Origin of the sequence: Collinsella sp. AF16-8 (genome assembly GCF_003462695.1) — a bacterium.
Taxonomy (GTDB): Bacteria; Actinomycetota; Coriobacteriia; order Coriobacteriales; family Coriobacteriaceae; genus Collinsella.
This window is the reverse complement of sequence record NZ_QRXX01000001.1, coordinates 261296-276249: the sequence shown is the minus strand read 5'-3', so window position 1 is coordinate 276249 and position 14954 is coordinate 261296. Positions and strand designations below refer to the sequence as shown.

At 59.4% G+C, this 14954-nt stretch carries 9 protein-coding genes and 1 riboswitch; of the genes, 7 read left to right on the top strand and 2 right to left on the bottom strand.

The genetic code is table 11. The features are described from left to right. The first annotated feature begins 186 nt into the window (after positions 1–186). From DWW73_RS01195 to DWW73_RS01170, 6 genes are all read left to right on the top strand, one after another. On the top strand, positions 187–2262 hold the full coding sequence (locus DWW73_RS01195) for a class I SAM-dependent DNA methyltransferase (protein ID WP_117778539.1): 2076 nt from the start codon (positions 187–189) through the stop codon (positions 2260–2262). After that, positions 2259–3569, top strand: coding sequence for a restriction endonuclease subunit S (locus DWW73_RS01190; RefSeq protein ID WP_117655014.1), 1311 nt, complete (start codon positions 2259–2261; stop codon positions 3567–3569). The genes DWW73_RS01195 and DWW73_RS01190 overlap by 4 nt, the downstream gene beginning before the upstream one ends. A 2-nt stretch (positions 3570–3571) precedes the next feature. Beyond that, positions 3572–6997, top strand: coding sequence for a DEAD/DEAH box helicase family protein (locus DWW73_RS01185; protein WP_117655013.1), 3426 nt, complete (start codon positions 3572–3574; stop codon positions 6995–6997). Next, positions 6998–8377, top strand: a complete 1380-nt coding sequence (locus DWW73_RS01180) for an ISL3 family transposase (protein WP_117655012.1) — start codon at positions 6998–7000, stop codon at positions 8375–8377. It abuts the gene before it with no gap. After that, a complete protein-coding gene (locus DWW73_RS01175; protein ID WP_117655011.1) occupies positions 8374–9078 on the top strand; it encodes a hypothetical protein in 705 nt (234 codons plus the stop codon). Before DWW73_RS01180 ends, DWW73_RS01175 begins: the two co-directional genes overlap by 4 nt. Before the next feature lie 547 nt (positions 9079–9625). After that, on the top strand, positions 9626–11749 hold the full coding sequence (locus DWW73_RS01170) for a DUF262 domain-containing protein (RefSeq protein ID WP_117778538.1): 2124 nt from the start codon (positions 9626–9628) through the stop codon (positions 11747–11749). A 66-nt stretch (positions 11750–11815) separates the two neighbouring features. Here the strand turns inward: DWW73_RS01170 and DWW73_RS01165 are convergent, their stop codons facing one another. Then, entirely contained in the window at positions 11816–12238 is a 423-nt protein-coding gene (locus DWW73_RS01165) for a hypothetical protein (RefSeq protein ID WP_117655009.1), read from the bottom strand. An 8-nt stretch (positions 12239–12246) separates the two neighbouring features. Beyond that, positions 12247–12337, bottom strand: a riboswitch (SAM riboswitch). 268 nt (positions 12338–12605) lie between these two features. Here DWW73_RS01165 and DWW73_RS01160 point away from each other — a divergent pair. After that, positions 12606–13928, top strand: a complete 1323-nt coding sequence (locus DWW73_RS01160) for an ATP-binding protein (protein ID WP_117655008.1) — start codon at positions 12606–12608, stop codon at positions 13926–13928. Positions 13929–13965: 37 nt separating this feature from the next. Here DWW73_RS01160 and DWW73_RS10100 read toward each other — a convergent pair whose 3' ends face one another. Further along, on the bottom strand, positions 13966–14952 hold the full coding sequence (locus tag DWW73_RS10100) for a hypothetical protein (protein WP_158563759.1): 987 nt from the start codon (positions 14950–14952) through the stop codon (positions 13966–13968). Positions 14953–14954: the final 2 nt, after the last annotated feature.

Here is a 14954-nt window from a genome sequence, read left to right as displayed (position 1 = left end):
TCTGATATGAGTCGCCGGGGTTTATTTTGTTTGGGTATGTAAAATTACTGGTTGGGTCAATAAATCAGTGATTGGTGATACCACTTACCAGATTTGTTAAACTATTGGTTGGCCGAAAGCTCAAATCATGGCTTTCGGTTGTAAAATACATGGTTGGAATTCTATTTTTCGCAGAGAGGTCCAACCATGGCCGATAAGACCGCGTTCGACTACGTGAACGAGATATGGAGCATCGCGAACTACGTGCGTGATGTCATTCGCCCCGCCGACTACAACAAGCTTATCCTCCCATTCGCCGTGCTGAGGCGCTTCGAGTGCGCCCTCGAGCCGACGCGGGCGGCCGTGAGCAGACAGGCCGCCAAGGGGGTCTGGGACGACGACGACCCGAAGTACTGCGCCCTCTCCGGCCACTGCTTCTACAACGTCACGAGCTTCACACTCTCCAACCTCGGGGCGACGAAGACCTGCGACGCCCTCATGGCCTACATCAACGGCTTCTCCGCGAACGCCCGCGAGGTCCTGCAGCGCTTCGAGATGCGGCAGACCTGCGAGAAGCTCGACGAGAAGGGCATGCTCTACGAGGTGTGCACACGCTTCTCGGGCTTCGACCTCGGGCCCGAGACGGTCTCCGACCGCATGATGACCGACATCTACGAGCACCTCATCCAGCGATACGGCGAGGAGATCTCGCAGGACGCCGAGGACTTCATGACGCCCAAGGACGTCGCCCGCCTCGCAACCGCGCTGCTCTTCGCAAACGAGGACACGCTGCTCAACGCCGACAACGGCGACATCCGCACGCTCTACGACGGCAGCTGCGGCACCTGCGGCTTCATCTGCGACGCGCTCGACCAGCTCGACGAGTGGCACGACAAAGGGCACTTCAGCAGCCCAACCAAGATCGTCCCCTACGGCCAGGAGCTCGAGGACGCGACATGGGCCATGGGCAAGGCAGCCCTTATGCTGCGCAACATCGCCGGGGGCTCGGGAGACGTGCTCGACCAGATGACCGACCTGTCGGCCGGCATCATGCTCGGCGACACCCTCGACGACGACAGGTTCGAGGGACGCACCTTCAACTACCAGCTCACGAACCCGCCCTACGGCAAGGAGTGGAAGAAGGAGAAGGACGTCGTCCTCGAGGAGATGGGACGCGGCTTCGAGGGCAGGTTCGGCGCCGGCAAGCCCGACATTGACGACGGCAGCATGCTCTTCATGCAGAACGTCGCGGCGAAGATGGCGCCGCCCGAGGAAGGCGGCGGCAAGGCGGCCATCGTGCTCTCGGGTTCCCCGCTGTTCAACGGGGATGCCGGCAGCGGGCCATCGGGCATCCGCCGCTGGCTGTTCAGCGAGGACCTCGTTGACTGCATCGTGAAGCTGCCGACCGAGATCTTCTACCGCACGGGCATCGCAACCTACATCTGGGTGCTCAACAACCACAAGCCGGAGAACCGCAAGGGGTACGTGCAGCTCATCGACGCCTCGGAGGAGAAGACCGCCCTGCGCAAGAGCCAGGGGAACAAGCGCTACGAGGTCGGCGAGGACCAGGCCGCGTGGATCGTGCGCACCTACGTAGACGGGCACGACCACGGCAGGTCGGTCATCGTTCCCGTCGAGGACTTCATGTACCGCAAGGTGACCACGCAGCGCCCGCTGCGCGTTGTCATTGAGCCCTCGGCCGATGGGCTGGATGCCCTCTTTACCCTCAGCAAGCCCATGGAGAAGCTGTCGGACGCGAGCCGCGCCGCCATTCGCTCCTGGGTTGAGAAGAACGAGGGCGCCTCGCTCACATACAGCGAGGTCCTGGCTGCGACCGAGAAGCTTCACAAAGCGATCGAGAAGCCCAAGCCACAGAAGACGAAGCTCGTCGAGGCACTCGTCAAGGTGTTCGGTCGGCAAGACCCCTCCGCGGAGCCGGCGGTCGATGCGAAGGGCAACCCGGTGTTCGACCCCGAGTTCAAGGACACGGAAAACATTCCAATCGGCATGGAACTCGACGACTACATGGCGAGCGAGGTGCTGCCCTACGCTCCCGACGCCGTGGTGGACGGGTCGGTAAGGGACGAGCCCAAGTTCGACAACAAGACGGGTCTCACGGCCAACCCGCTTGGCGACGGTGGGGTGGGCGTGGTCGGCACGTCGATCTCGTTCAACAGGTACTTCTACAAGTACGAGAGCCCCCGTGCCCCCGAGGTCATCGCGAAGGAGATTCTCGAGCTCGAGGACGGCCTCGGCTCGCTCATGAGGGGGTTCCTGGCATGAGGACGAGAAGGGAGATAAACAGTGCTGAGTGGTTCGGTGAGGTGCCGGACGGCTGGAACATGGTGCCGTTGCCGAGGCTTTTTATGAGCAGCAAGGGAATGACCGTCACTAGGGCTGACTTAGTTGACGAAGGAGCTCCCGTCGTCAATTACGCCCAAGTGCATTCGAAGTTAAACAATAGATTCGGTATCCACGAAGAGCTCATAAAGCACGTCCCTACGGGCATGGTTCCAAAAGGGCTGAAATATTCCGAGAAAGGTTCCTTTATCTTCGCCTGCACATCAGAGGACCTTGCCGGGTGCGGAGACTGCATATACAACGATTCTGAGCGGCCGGTTAATCCCGGAGGCGATACCCTGCTCCTCTCTCCGGTTGACGAGGTTGAGAATAAGTACCTTGCATATCTTTTCTCTACCGACATGTGGCGCTGGCAGATTCGGCGCGACTTGATCGATGTGAAAGTTTTTCACGTTAACCAAGGCAACCTGCACGAGACCTACGTCACAGTCCCGCCTTGTGATGTCCAACGCCGTATCGTCTCCTACCTCGACGAGCGCTGCGCGGCCATCGACGATGACGTGAAGAAGCGCCAAAAGGTCATAGAGAGGCTCAAGGAGTACAAGAAGTCCCTCATCGCGCATGCTGTGACAAAGGGCCTCGACCCAACCGCAGAGATGAAAGACAGCGACATTAAGTGGGTAGATCAAATTCCCTCTAATTGGCAGACCTCCAAGCTCAAAGCTCTATTTCAAATTACAAAACGAATTGCCGGGGTTGAAGGATTGACAGTTCTGTCGATTACACAAGATGGAATTAGGCCCAAAGATTTCAGCACAGGAAAAGGGCAATTTGCTGAAACATACTCACATTATCAACTCGTACATCCTGGCGATTTTGCGATGAACCACATGGACCTCTTAACAGGTTGGGTGGATATATCTCGCTATGAAGGAGTGACAAGTCCTGACTACCGAGTGTTTTCAGCCCGTGACCTTGCGGTAAGCAACCCGAGTTACTACCTCTACCTCTTCCAGATGTGCTACCTCAATCGGGTGTTTTTCGGTTCAGCAAATGGAGTTGCTGACAAGGGGCGCATGCGACTACAAACCAACGCATTTAACAACTTCGTCGTTCCTTTACCACCTTTAGAAGAGCAAAAAAGGATAGCGGCCTACCTCGACGAGCGCTGCGTGGCCATCGACGAGGCAATCTCACGCCAGGAGCAGCTCATCGAGAAGCTCGGCGAGTACCGCAAGTCCGTCATCCACCACGCCGTCACCGGCAAGATCGACTGCACGGAGGCATAGCCATGACAAGAGTCGACATAGACAGTGCATATGAGCGCCGCGACGTCGAGTACAGCGGCCGCCGCAAGATTCACCAGGAGGATGCCTTCGAGCGCTACATCTCCCGAAAGGTCGCTGCCCTCGGCGGCGCGGGCTGGGCCCTCTCACCTGACGATACGGGGTTCGACCCGAACGACGCACTCGTGTTCGACGACTTCGTCGCCTGGCTCGAGGCCACCGCGCCGGAGAAGCTCGACAAGATGCGCCGAGAGAAGGGCGCGAGGTGGGAGGACCAGCTGCGCCGCGCGCTCGTGAAGAGTCTGGAGAGAAACGGTACCGTTCTCACGCTACGCAAGGGATTCCAGGTGGCCGGTTACCAGACCATCGAGTGCATGGCTGGCTACCCGGACGACGAGCGCGTGCCCGGGGCGAGGGAGCGCTACGACGCCAACATCCTGCGCTTCATGCACCAGGTTCACTACCAGACCGCCGGGAGCAAGTCTCTCGACTTCGCTCTGTTCGTCAACGGCATCCCCGTCGCCACCGGCGAGGTCAAGACCGAGCTCACCCAGACCGTGCGTGACGCCATCGACGAGTACGTCGACGAGCGCAGGCCCATAGAGCCCGACGGCGGCAGGAAGAACTCGCTGCTCATGTACAAGAGGGGCGCCGTGGTCCACTTCGCAGTCTCCGAGGACGAGGTCTGGATGTGCACGAACCTCGGCCCCTTCCCGAGCAGGTCGGCGAAGCCCCGCTTCCTCCCGTTCAACCTGGGCCGCGACGGCGGGGCCGGCAACCCGGACGCGCCCGAGGGCGAGTACAGGACCCACTACCTCTGGGACACCATCCTCCAGCGAGACAACTGGCTGTCCATCTTCGACCGCTTCGTCTTCGAGGAGATCGAGGACAGGCAGGACGCGACGGGCCGCTGGCGCAAGACGGCGACCCAGATCTTCCCGCGCTACCACCAGTTTGACGCAGAGAGGAAGGTCCTGGCCGACGCGCGGGAGCATGGGGCGGGACGCCGCTACCTCATCGAGCACTCGGCCGGCTCCGGCAAGACCGAGACCATCTCCTGGGCCGCGCACGACCTCGCGAGGCTCCGCCGCGCGGACGGAGAGAAGATGTTCTCCAGCGTCGTGGTGGTCACCGACAGGCTGTCGCTTGACCAGAACATAAAGAAGACCATCTCCCAGCTCTCCAAGGTGACCGGTCAGGTCGTCATGGTCGGCCGCGACGAGAGGGGCAGCGCCGTCGCCGACGGCTCCAAGAGCTCCCAGCTCGTCGAGGCCCTTCGGCAGAAGAGGGAGATCGTCGTGGTCACCATCCAGACGTTCCTTTACGCGTGGCCGGACATCGCGGCGCTGCCCGAGCTTGACGGCTCCGGATTCGCGGTGATCGTCGACGAGGCGCACAGCTCTCAGGAGGGCAGCTCGGCGGCGTCCCTCAAGACCGCCTTCAACGCGGCGGCGGACAAGCTGAAGTTCGAGAGGATGCTCGACTTCGATGAGGACTCGGACGACGGCGGGTCGGTCATGGATGCCTACTTCGCCCAGATGCAGGCGAGCAACCTCATGCCGCCGAACGTCTCTTTCCTCGCGTTCACAGCGACCCCAAAGGCCGAGACAAAGACCCTGTTCGGCACGCCCACGGGCGAGGAGGACGAGGACGGCAATCCGGTCATGGGCAGCTTCCACCTCTACCCGATGCGGCAGGCGATCGAGGAGGGCTACATCATCGACCCGCTCTCGGGATACGTGCCCCTGCGCACCCTCACGAGGATCGAGGACGAGTCCGAGGACGCCGACGGCAGACTCGTCGACGAGCGCCGCGCCAGGAGGAAGATCGCCAAGTGGCGCTCGCTCCACCCGACGAACGTCATGGAGAAGGCCAAGTGGATCATCGACCACTTCGTCGACAACGTGGCTCCGCTCCTGAACGGCGAGGCCAAGGCCATGATCGTCACCTCCGGGCGTCCCGAGGTCGTGCGCTACAAGTACGCGATAGAGGCGTACCTCCGCGCCCGTCCGGACCTCGACCCCGCCAAGGTCGAGCCGAAGCTGCGCTTCAAGGTGCCCGGCGAGCCGCTCGTCGCCTTCTCCCAGAAGGTCCTGGGCGACAGGTGCGTCCTGCCCGAGGACGAGTACCTCGAGGACAACCCGTTCGCCCTCATCGAGCGCGGATACGAGTACACCGAGGCCAACATGAACCCGACCGGGCAGGGCCCGGTCGAGAGGGCGTTCGACCGCCCTGAGAGCAGGCTGCTCATCGTGGCCAACAAGTTCCAGACCGGGTTCGACCAGAAGAAGCTAGTCGCCCTCTACGTCGACAAGCCGCTCGGCAACGCCATCGAGATCGTGCAGACCTACTCGCGCGTCAACAGGACGTGCTCCGGCAAGGACGGGGTCTTCGTCGTCGACTTCGTGAACGACCCCGAGACGGTTCTCGCCGCCTTCAAGACCTACGACAAGGGCGCGACGATGAGCACGGCCCAGGACCCGAACATCGTCTACGACCTGAAGGACGCCCTCGACGCGGCCGACGTGTACGCGACGCGAGACGTCGAGGGGTTCAAGGAGGCGCTCTACAGGTCCAAGGGCCTCGCAGCCGGTGAGGAGAGCGATGCCTACAGGACCGCCCTCTATTCCGCCGTCTCCGGGCCCGCCGAGATCTTCCGCGAGAGGTTCGCGGCGGCCAGGGACTCCTACGAGACTTGGCTGGAGTGCGCCAACCGGGCGGAGGCGGCCGGCGAGGCCGAGGGGACGGAGAGGGCCAAGAGGAGCGCGGACGAGGCGGCGGGACGCGTCGCGGAGCTGATGACCTTCAGGAAGAAGCTCTCCAAGTACTGCTCCGCCTACACGTTCCTGTCCCAGGCGCTCGACTTCGGCGACCCCGACCTCGAGGTGTTCTACAGCTTCGCAAAGCTGCTCGGCCACAGGATCGCGGGCACCTCGCTCGACGACGTCGACGTGCGCGGCCTCGTGCTTCGGGACTTCCGCATATCGGCCCAGAAGGTCCCCGAGGGGGTCGAAGGCGGCGAGCTCATGCCGATGGGCGCTGGCGGCTCAGGCACCGCGCCCAAGCGCGACACTATGGCGAGGATCGTGGAGAGGCTGAACCGCACGTGGGGCGACGAAGGTGACCCCCTCGTGAAGGCCCGAGCCGTCAACGCGGTCTCCGATGCCGTGGCGGCAGACCCCGTGACCAACACGCAGATCACGAACACGAGCAACACGAAGGAGGCCGTCCTCGCGGACGGGCGCCTGCGCAACATCGTCATCAGGGCCCTCATGTCGATGATGAGCAACGAGCTTGGAGACCTCGCCGAGCAGGCGCTCGACGACCCGCAGGCGATCGAGCCCCTGGCCGACCAGGTGTACGACCTCATCTCGCAGGGGAAGCGCTACGACATCGCCGAGCTCGCCTCCTACCTCTCGAGGGGAAAGTAGATGGGCGTGGCAGGCTACGTCGAGGAGCTGCTTGGTGTCCGGGACTGCGAGCTCATCGGCAGCGCGACCAAGGTCGATTGCGGTAGGAGGCTCCAGCAGTTCGACCTGAGATACCGCGGGCCCGTCCCCGCATCGTGTCCCGAGTGCGGCGGGACGCTGCACAGCCACGGCGCGAGGACCGTCGGCGTTGTGTCGACGCCACACCTGGGCATCCCGACGAGGCTCGAGATAGGGTTCCCGCGGATGCGATGCCCGGAGTGCGGCTACGTGTGGCGCCCGGCGATAGGCGGGATCGACGAGAGTCACCGGATGACGGAGGCGGCATACGCCGACATCGCCCAACGCTCGCTCAGGCTCACCTTCCGCGAGGTCGCCGAGGAGTACCCGCTCTCGCACGTCACCGTGAAGAGCGTCTTCGAGGACTACGTCCGCGAGAACGCCTCGAGGCTTCGCTTCAAAGTGCCGGCGTTCCTGGGCATAGACGAGAAGAACCTCAAGAGGGTCGGCATGGTGACCGTGATCACTGATCTCGAGCACAGGACGGTCTTCGACATGGTGCCCGGCAGGACGCAGTCCGACCTCGACGCCTATTTCTCCTCGTTGGAGGGCCTCGAGCGCGTACGATGGGTTTCGAGCGACATGTACCGGCCGTTCTGGAGGAGCATAGCCAAATACACCCCGAACGCGACATGGGTCATCGGCCACTTCCATGTCGTGAAGGGAGCCAACGAGGCCTTGGACGCGGTCCGCAAGGGCCTCCAGGGAGCTCTCGACAGGAAGGGTCGCCTTGAGCTAGAGAAGGGCCTCGCCTACGTCCTTAGGAAGCGGACGCGCGACCTCAGCCTCTACGAGGCGTCGGCCCTAAGGGCGCTACGGGAAGACTCCTCCTACTCGACGCTGATGACCGCGTACGACCTCAAGGAGGACTTCTTCGGCATTTACGACGACCATCCGTCCTCACGCGAGGAGGCTGAGGCGGCGTTCGACGCCTGGATTCGGGAAATTCCCGATGGCAGGGAGTTCGATCCGTTCAGAGCCCTTGCTCGGACCGTTCAGAATCACCGCGAGTTCATCTTCAACTACTGGGAATGCCCCAGCCGTATCTCGAACGGCTACACCGAGTGCGCGAACCGGCTCATAAACGAGACGGACATGAGAGGGCGCGGATACTCGTTCGAGACGCTCCGGGCAAGGACCCTCTACCGCAGGCAGAACCTCGACCGCATCATCGCGAGCAACGGGCTCACGATCGGCCCTCGCATCGATGCACCCGGTCCGCTCTTCGTGACCGAGCCCGACCGCGAGGACGAGGCCGTCGATGAGTTCATAGACCCGAGGTCGGGAGTGGAGGTCGACGCAACGACGGGAGAGATGCTGTGAATTCGAGGCTCGACGAAATTGCAGCCTGGGAGCCAAGGCCTTCAGGCGGCCTGAAATGCGATGCCAACGAATACGGCTTTCCGACCGTAATCCATCGCACACCAAGCAGGCTCGTGGAGGAATGCGAGAAGGCCTTCGATGCGGGGCTTCTCCTCGCGGCACTGAACCTCGTCGTGACCATACCGGACGTCTGCGCAAAAGCCGTCGGCATGCGATACATCGACTGGTGCGTTAAATACCTGGAGCTTCCCAATACCGGCGAAAAGATGGCGGCAGAGCGAAAAGACGAGAAGAGTCAAAGTGAGATAAGCGAGGAGTTCGACGTTATAGAGGCGCGAGGTATATTCACAGCTTCAGACCTCTATCAACTGCGTTGCGCCGTTATCCATGCGGGATCATCAGTCATCGAAGGCAGAGGGGAGGATTATAGTCCTTATAAGGTTATCGGGGTATGCGTTCACGGCGACGCTCATGGGATCGTCGCGAGCTATGGCCATACCGGGGCGGGTACGGAGAACCTGAAGGGGTGCGCATACGATTGCGTCATCAAGCTCGAAGGCCTCGTCTCCCTCATGGCCAAGGGCGTTGTGTCTTTCCTCGAAGAAGATCCCGAGCGGGATTGCGAAAGGACCATCAAGTCGGGGATAGACCGCAGAGGCGTGACGGATTTTAGATCGCTAATCCAACGGCCCGTTCGTTAAATATGTGGTTGGAGTTGTGCTAATACCATTTGTAAAATAAATGGTTGGAACTTGATAGCCCGGTTCTTACTTTGCCAACCGGTAATTTACTAACTTCCAACCATTTATGTTACATGCCCTTTTGTTTTTAACGCAAGCTTTATGCCGGTGAGCTTGTGTTCGATGCCACTTGTCGAGGCTGAGTGCAGGTCGGCGACTTGCTCGATGTCTGATTTGCCCTTCGATCAGTTCTTGTCGAGCCCCTTTGGGCGGGAGAGGCAGCGATCTAGATATCCGCTCTTGGCATATGAGACAAGAAGCCCGTAAGACTGTGGCAATGTCAAAAGGCATACACAAGTGTCAGTCTTTTGACATCGTATGATTTTGGGGAGTGGCGTGCAGCGATCGCGCGCCACCATGACGGCGTAAGTGTTTGCTTTCGTTGTAGAATCTAACGATATGAGCATCCCGGTTGCTTCAGTGCTTCGATGCTCTCGTCTTTAGCGCCCTCCGCTCAGTGGAGGACTGACTGCAAACGGCGTAAACAAGAAAAGGGGAGCAAGCGCAAATGAAAGCAACCGAGGCAAATCTGCTCGACCTTATGGGCGTGGCGAAGATGCAGTTCGTCATTCCCGTGTACCAGCGAGTTTACTCGTGGAGTGTAAAAGAGTGCGAGGTGCTTTGGGATGACGTCATGCGAGCGGGTCGTGATGGCGTATCGCACTTCGTGGGGTCGATGCTCTATATCCCCGAGTCCGAGAGCTCTGCCACGAGCATTTCGCGCGTGCTTCTGATTGACGGACAGCAGCGCATGACGACGTTTTCGTTGATGATCGCTGCCTTGGCTGAATATCTGGAGGATAATCCCGACAAGGCCGGCTTCCTTGGCGATCTCAAGATCTCAGCGCTGCGGAAGAACTACCTCTTTAACGATGATGACTACAACGGTCTGGCGCGCTACAAGCTAGTGCTCTCGCAGGACGATAAAGAGACGCTGTTTTCCATCGTGTCTGGGTTTCCCATGCCAGATGAAAAATCGGATCGGATCGTCGAGAACCATGTGTTCTTCCGCGAAAAGATGCGCGGGAAATCATTCGACCCTGCAAGGCTTTGGGCGGGGCTAAACCGCGTGCAGGTCATCGACACAAAGCTCACCGCTGGCGTCGATAATGCCCAGCTCATATTTGAGTCCATGAACTCCAAGGGCAAGCCCCTCATGCCCATCGATCTCATACGCAACTATGTTCTTATGTCGCTTCCTAACGACGAACAGACCAAGCTCTACGAGGGCTACTGGCATCCCATTGAGCGTCTGTTTGGAAAAGGGGGCGAGAGCGAGTTTAACGCCTTCATTTGGTACTGGCTGTGGCTCAAGGTTCCCAATAGGCAGCCAAAGGAGAATGAGGCTTATTACGAGTTCAAACGGTATTTTACCGATGACTACGACGGAGACACCGAGAGTCTGCTCAAGGAGTTGCGCGAGTATGCGCAAAGGTATGCCAGCCTGTTCCAAGACAAAGAAAAGGACGCTGACCTACGTCGGGTGTTCAGCAGAATCGTAAGCCTTGATGTGAGACAGATCAGGCCTCTTTTGATGCTGCTCTACTCGGTTTACGAGAGAAATAGGCTAGACCGCAACGCGTTCCTTCGCATCTGCGAGACTATCGAGTCGTTCCTGTTCAGGCGAGCGGTTTGCGGCAGGCTTACCACGGGCCTAAATAATTTCTTTGCCGGCATGTATCGCAACCTTGAGCAACAGGACGATATAGAGGAGTATGTTACGGCGATGCTTCTTATCCATAGCAGCGGTATGACTGCGTACTTTCCGACAGACGAGCATTTTGTCGAGGAGTTTAAGACGCGTGACTGCTACAATCGCTTCTCCAAAAAGCGCTATTACCTGGAACGCATGGAGAACTGGCACCACCCGAAGGAGTCCATCTCGGCTGACGATTACCAGATCGAGCACGTCATGCCCCAGACGATCGATGATGAGCACGGCTGGAAGGAATCGCTTGGCGAGAACTGGGAAGACATCCACGACAGGCTGTGCAACAACTTGGGAAATCTAACGCTGACGGGCTACAACCAGGAGTACTCAAACCGGTCGTTCTCGGACAAGCTCAATCTTCCGGACGTGGGGCTTAAGTGCAGTCCGCTCCACCTGAACAAGTCGATCGCCTCGCATGAAAAATGGGGCGAGGAGGAGATTAGGCAGCGTGCGGACGAGCTGGCGAAAGAGGCGTGCGAGATATGGAAGTACCCCGATCTTCCGGCAGATGTCGTTGACAAGTATCGCCCCTCTCGCGGGGAGTCTGACGAGGCTCCTGTCTGGACTCTGCAGGAGAATCACCCAACTTTTGCCGAAGGCGGACTCAACCAGAGGCTTTTCGATGAGGTGTGCGAGTCCGTTCTGAGTGGTAACCCTTCGTGGGAGTCCTATATAGCCAAGTACTATGTGGGCTTCAGGTCGGGCAAGCGAAAATTGCACGCCGTGCTAGAAGGCAGGACCAGCAATGGTGGCTGGATTGCCGTTGGCCTGGCAAAGAGCGTTGACGATCTGACGGATCCAGAGGGCCTGTGTCAGGACAAGCGCTCACAGGGCGGATTTGGCCCGGGTCTACCGACCTATGTCGCACTTCGGAATGCCGATGACATTCCCGCGGTGCTCGATCTTATAAAGCAGTGCTAGGCAAGGGCCGGGAATCTAATTCTCGGCCCTTGCTATCTCGGAATTGCCGATGGCTTATCTGCCCACCTAAACTCCCGCAATCCCACGCGCCGCACTCAACAGCTCGTACTCCCTCTGGCTCCACTGGCGCAGTTCAGCGGCGTCGACGGCGTCGCGGCACAGGTCCAGGAACACCTCGGCGCCCTCGCAGAAGCACTCGCGGGCAAAGGCGCCCGATCCGTCTGCAACGCACGCGCCGTCGGCGAAGAGCTTCCAGCTGGACGGCTCACGCGAGTCATTTCCGAGCAACTTGATCTGCAGCACGTGAGGGTCTCCGGCAACGCAGAGCTCTTCCTCGAGCGCCTGCACCGTAAAGCGCATCTGATGGGAGAGACTGCTCTTGACCATGGCCGAGGCATAGCCGCTCGGCTCGTCCAGAAGATGCATTCGTTTTGGCTTGGCTACCAGGTTGTGGAAGTTGCGCTCACTGCGCACGGAGAAATTGTCCATACGGACTCCTTTCATCGATGTTGGCAGGGCCACCGTGCCTCTTGGCCGGTTGGCGTCGGGATCGTGGAGCCAACTCTCTACCCCGACTCTGGATAAAACGTGCCCGCTCCTTGCAGGCACGGTGGAGTCTATCAGCGCGCGCGGACACAAATCAAGCGCGCTTGCGAAATGACGCGCGGGCGGCGCTTGATTTCGCCGGCTGCTGTTAGGCTTAAATTCGAAAAAATGTCGAAATATCCCGTGTAAAAGTACGGAAAAGTGTCGTGATACACACTTTAAAACCTCGAAAAAGTGTCGAAATGAGCACCTAGCAACCACGGAAAAGTGTATCCTAGTGCTAAAACAGCACGTAATAAGGGGTACGCTTATGCTGCAGAGAAAAGCGAAAGCACAGTTTGAATCTTGGCTTGCCTCGTCGCCTAACAAGGCTCTTTTGGTCAAGGGCGCCCGACAGGTGGGAAAGTCATATTTGGTCAACGTCTTTGCAAGCGAATCGTTCGAAAATGTCGTGACGTTCGACCTTATCGCCGACGCGTCCGTGCGCGATTCGTTTTTGGCGGCAAAAAGCGCGGATGACCTGCTTATGCGCATGTCTATTGCTGCAACGCAGCCGATGGTTGCGAACAAGACCGTTGTGGTTATCGACGAGGTGCAGCGATGCCCCAACGTAGTGACGTTTATCAAATACCTGGTCCAGCGCGGCGACTTTCGATACATCCTTACCGGATCGCTCCTTGGCGTTGAGCTCGAGGGCATCGATTCCCTGCCGGTGGGGTATGTCGAGCAGGTCCAGATGTACCCGCTCGACTTTGAGGAGTTCTGCTGGGCAAGCGGCGTTGCTGCCGGAGCGTTTGACATGCTCAGGGGTTGTCTAAAGGACGAAAAGGAGCTCCCCGGCTATCTGTATGACCGCTTGCTCAATCTGTTCCATCAGTATGTGGTGGTGGGGGGCATGCCCGACGCGGTCAATTCCTTCTTGGCGACGCGCAATGTCGACGAGGTTCGAAACATCCATCGCGATCTTCACGCCCTGTATCGCGATGACATCGCAAAGTACGCTCCGCCTGAGCTACGCTTGGTTATTCGCGATATCTATGATCTGATTCCCAGCGAGGCCGGCTCCAAAAACAAGCGATTCAAACTGTCATCGATTAACGGTGTCAAACGTTTTTCGCAGGTGACAGATCATTTTCTCTGGCTATCGGAGGCGGGTGTCGCGCTTCCCGTGTATAACGTAGCGGCGCCCGTGGCACCCCTTTTATTGGGGGAGCAACGAAATCTGTTCAAGCTGTTTTACTTGGACACCGGAATGCTCATGTCGTCGTATTCCAAAAGGGTCGCCCAAGGAGTTTTTGATGGGGAGGCGGAAGACGCCTTTGGCATGAACATGGGGGCGGCGTTTGAGGGCTTCGTTGCCCAAGAGCTCAAAGCCCACGGATTCAGATTGCGCTACTTTACGTCTAAAAAAGTCGGCGAGCTCGATTTTGTGGAGGAGACGCTCGATGGGGAGGTCCTTGCCATCGAGGTCAAGTCGGGCAAGAGCTTTAAGTCCCATGCGGCGCTCGACAACGCGCTCGCGACGAAGGGCTACGGAATCGATCGCGCCCTGGTACTTGCGGAATGTAATCTTCACCGCGATGGTGACGTGCTGTATCTGCCCATCTTTATGGCAGGGCTTTTGGAGCCGTAACATGCCGCCGGCTCTTCCGGCCCTCCCTTAACCCTCGCTACTCGTCGTCTCCGTCGTTGGGGTCGCCCTTGAGGGTGTTGATGTCTAGGTACTGGTTGTCGTCCTCTTTTTGCTGGGTCTCCGACTCCGCTTGGGTGGGGCCGCGGAACAACTGGAATCCCTCAAACGCAATGACGCCGAGCAGGGCAATGACAATGGCGATAAAGGCAACCTTGACTGCCTGCGGAAATTCCGAAAAACGCAGCGCCTTTTCCTCGGCGTAATAATCGGCGAAGCGCTCTTCGCCCGTGCTTTTGGTATACGCCGGCGCGGACGCGGCCTCCGGGTCATATTCCGGTGCAGGCGTGGCAGCGTACGGATCGTTGAGATAATCGCTCGATGCGGTGCCATAATCCTCGGTCTCGATGCGACCGGCGTCAGCATAGCCATCGGAATAATCGGAATATGCCGCACCGCCCTCATAGTCCGCGGCGCTCGTGTTGGCGGCAAAAAGCGGGTTAACTGGAACGTCGAGCGCCGGCATGCCGGTAGAGGTCTCATCCAGATCGGCTGCAGCCCAGGAATCGTAGGCAACCTGATGGGCAACGGGCTCATCGAGCCTTGTGACCGGAGACTTGCGTGCCGCAGGAACGGGCAACTGCTGGGCGCTGTACATAACGGTGCTGTCGGCCGATTTGCTCCGCGTCGCCGCAGCGAGAAATGCCGCCGTCTCGGATGGGTCGCTTGCGGGGCGGGGAGTGGGCGTGGGCGCCGAAATGGGTGCGGGCGCAGACGCGGGCGTCGAAACAGGCGGCTGCGCAGGAGTCGGCGCAGATGCGGGCTTAGGCGCAAGTGCGGGATTGGGGCTTGACGGGCGAGCCCCGCCGCCCATGAGTTCGTCGGCGGTCCACGGGCGATCATCCATCACGTCGTCAAGGCTCAGCGAAAACAAGTCGTCTTCACCCTCATCGAACATGCGGTGCACATGTCCACCAATTGCCGGAATCAATCCGCGACCGGTGCATGATGCCTTGCTCAACGCCATTC

What these genes read in the sequence shown, in the direction of transcription:
- DWW73_RS01195 (WP_117778539.1), top strand. Translation starts at nt 187, where the DNA reads ATGGCCGATAAGACCGCGTTCGACTACGTGAACGAGATATGGAGCATC.
- DWW73_RS01190 (WP_117655014.1), top strand. Translation starts at nt 2,259, where the DNA reads ATGAGGACGAGAAGGGAGATAAACAGTGCTGAGTGGTTCGGTGAGGTG.
- DWW73_RS01185 (WP_117655013.1), top strand. Translation starts at nt 3,572, where the DNA reads ATGACAAGAGTCGACATAGACAGTGCATATGAGCGCCGCGACGTCGAG.
- DWW73_RS01180 (WP_117655012.1), top strand. Translation starts at nt 6,998, where the DNA reads ATGGGCGTGGCAGGCTACGTCGAGGAGCTGCTTGGTGTCCGGGACTGC.
- DWW73_RS01170 (WP_117778538.1), top strand. Translation starts at nt 9,626, where the DNA reads ATGAAAGCAACCGAGGCAAATCTGCTCGACCTTATGGGCGTGGCGAAG.
- DWW73_RS01165 (WP_117655009.1), bottom strand. Translation starts at nt 12,238, where the DNA reads ATGGACAATTTCTCCGTGCGCAGTGAGCGCAACTTCCACAACCTGGTA.
- DWW73_RS01160 (WP_117655008.1), top strand. Translation starts at nt 12,606, where the DNA reads ATGCTGCAGAGAAAAGCGAAAGCACAGTTTGAATCTTGGCTTGCCTCG.
- DWW73_RS10100 (WP_158563759.1), bottom strand. Translation starts at nt 14,952, where the DNA reads ATGGCGTTGAGCAAGGCATCATGCACCGGTCGCGGATTGATTCCGGCA.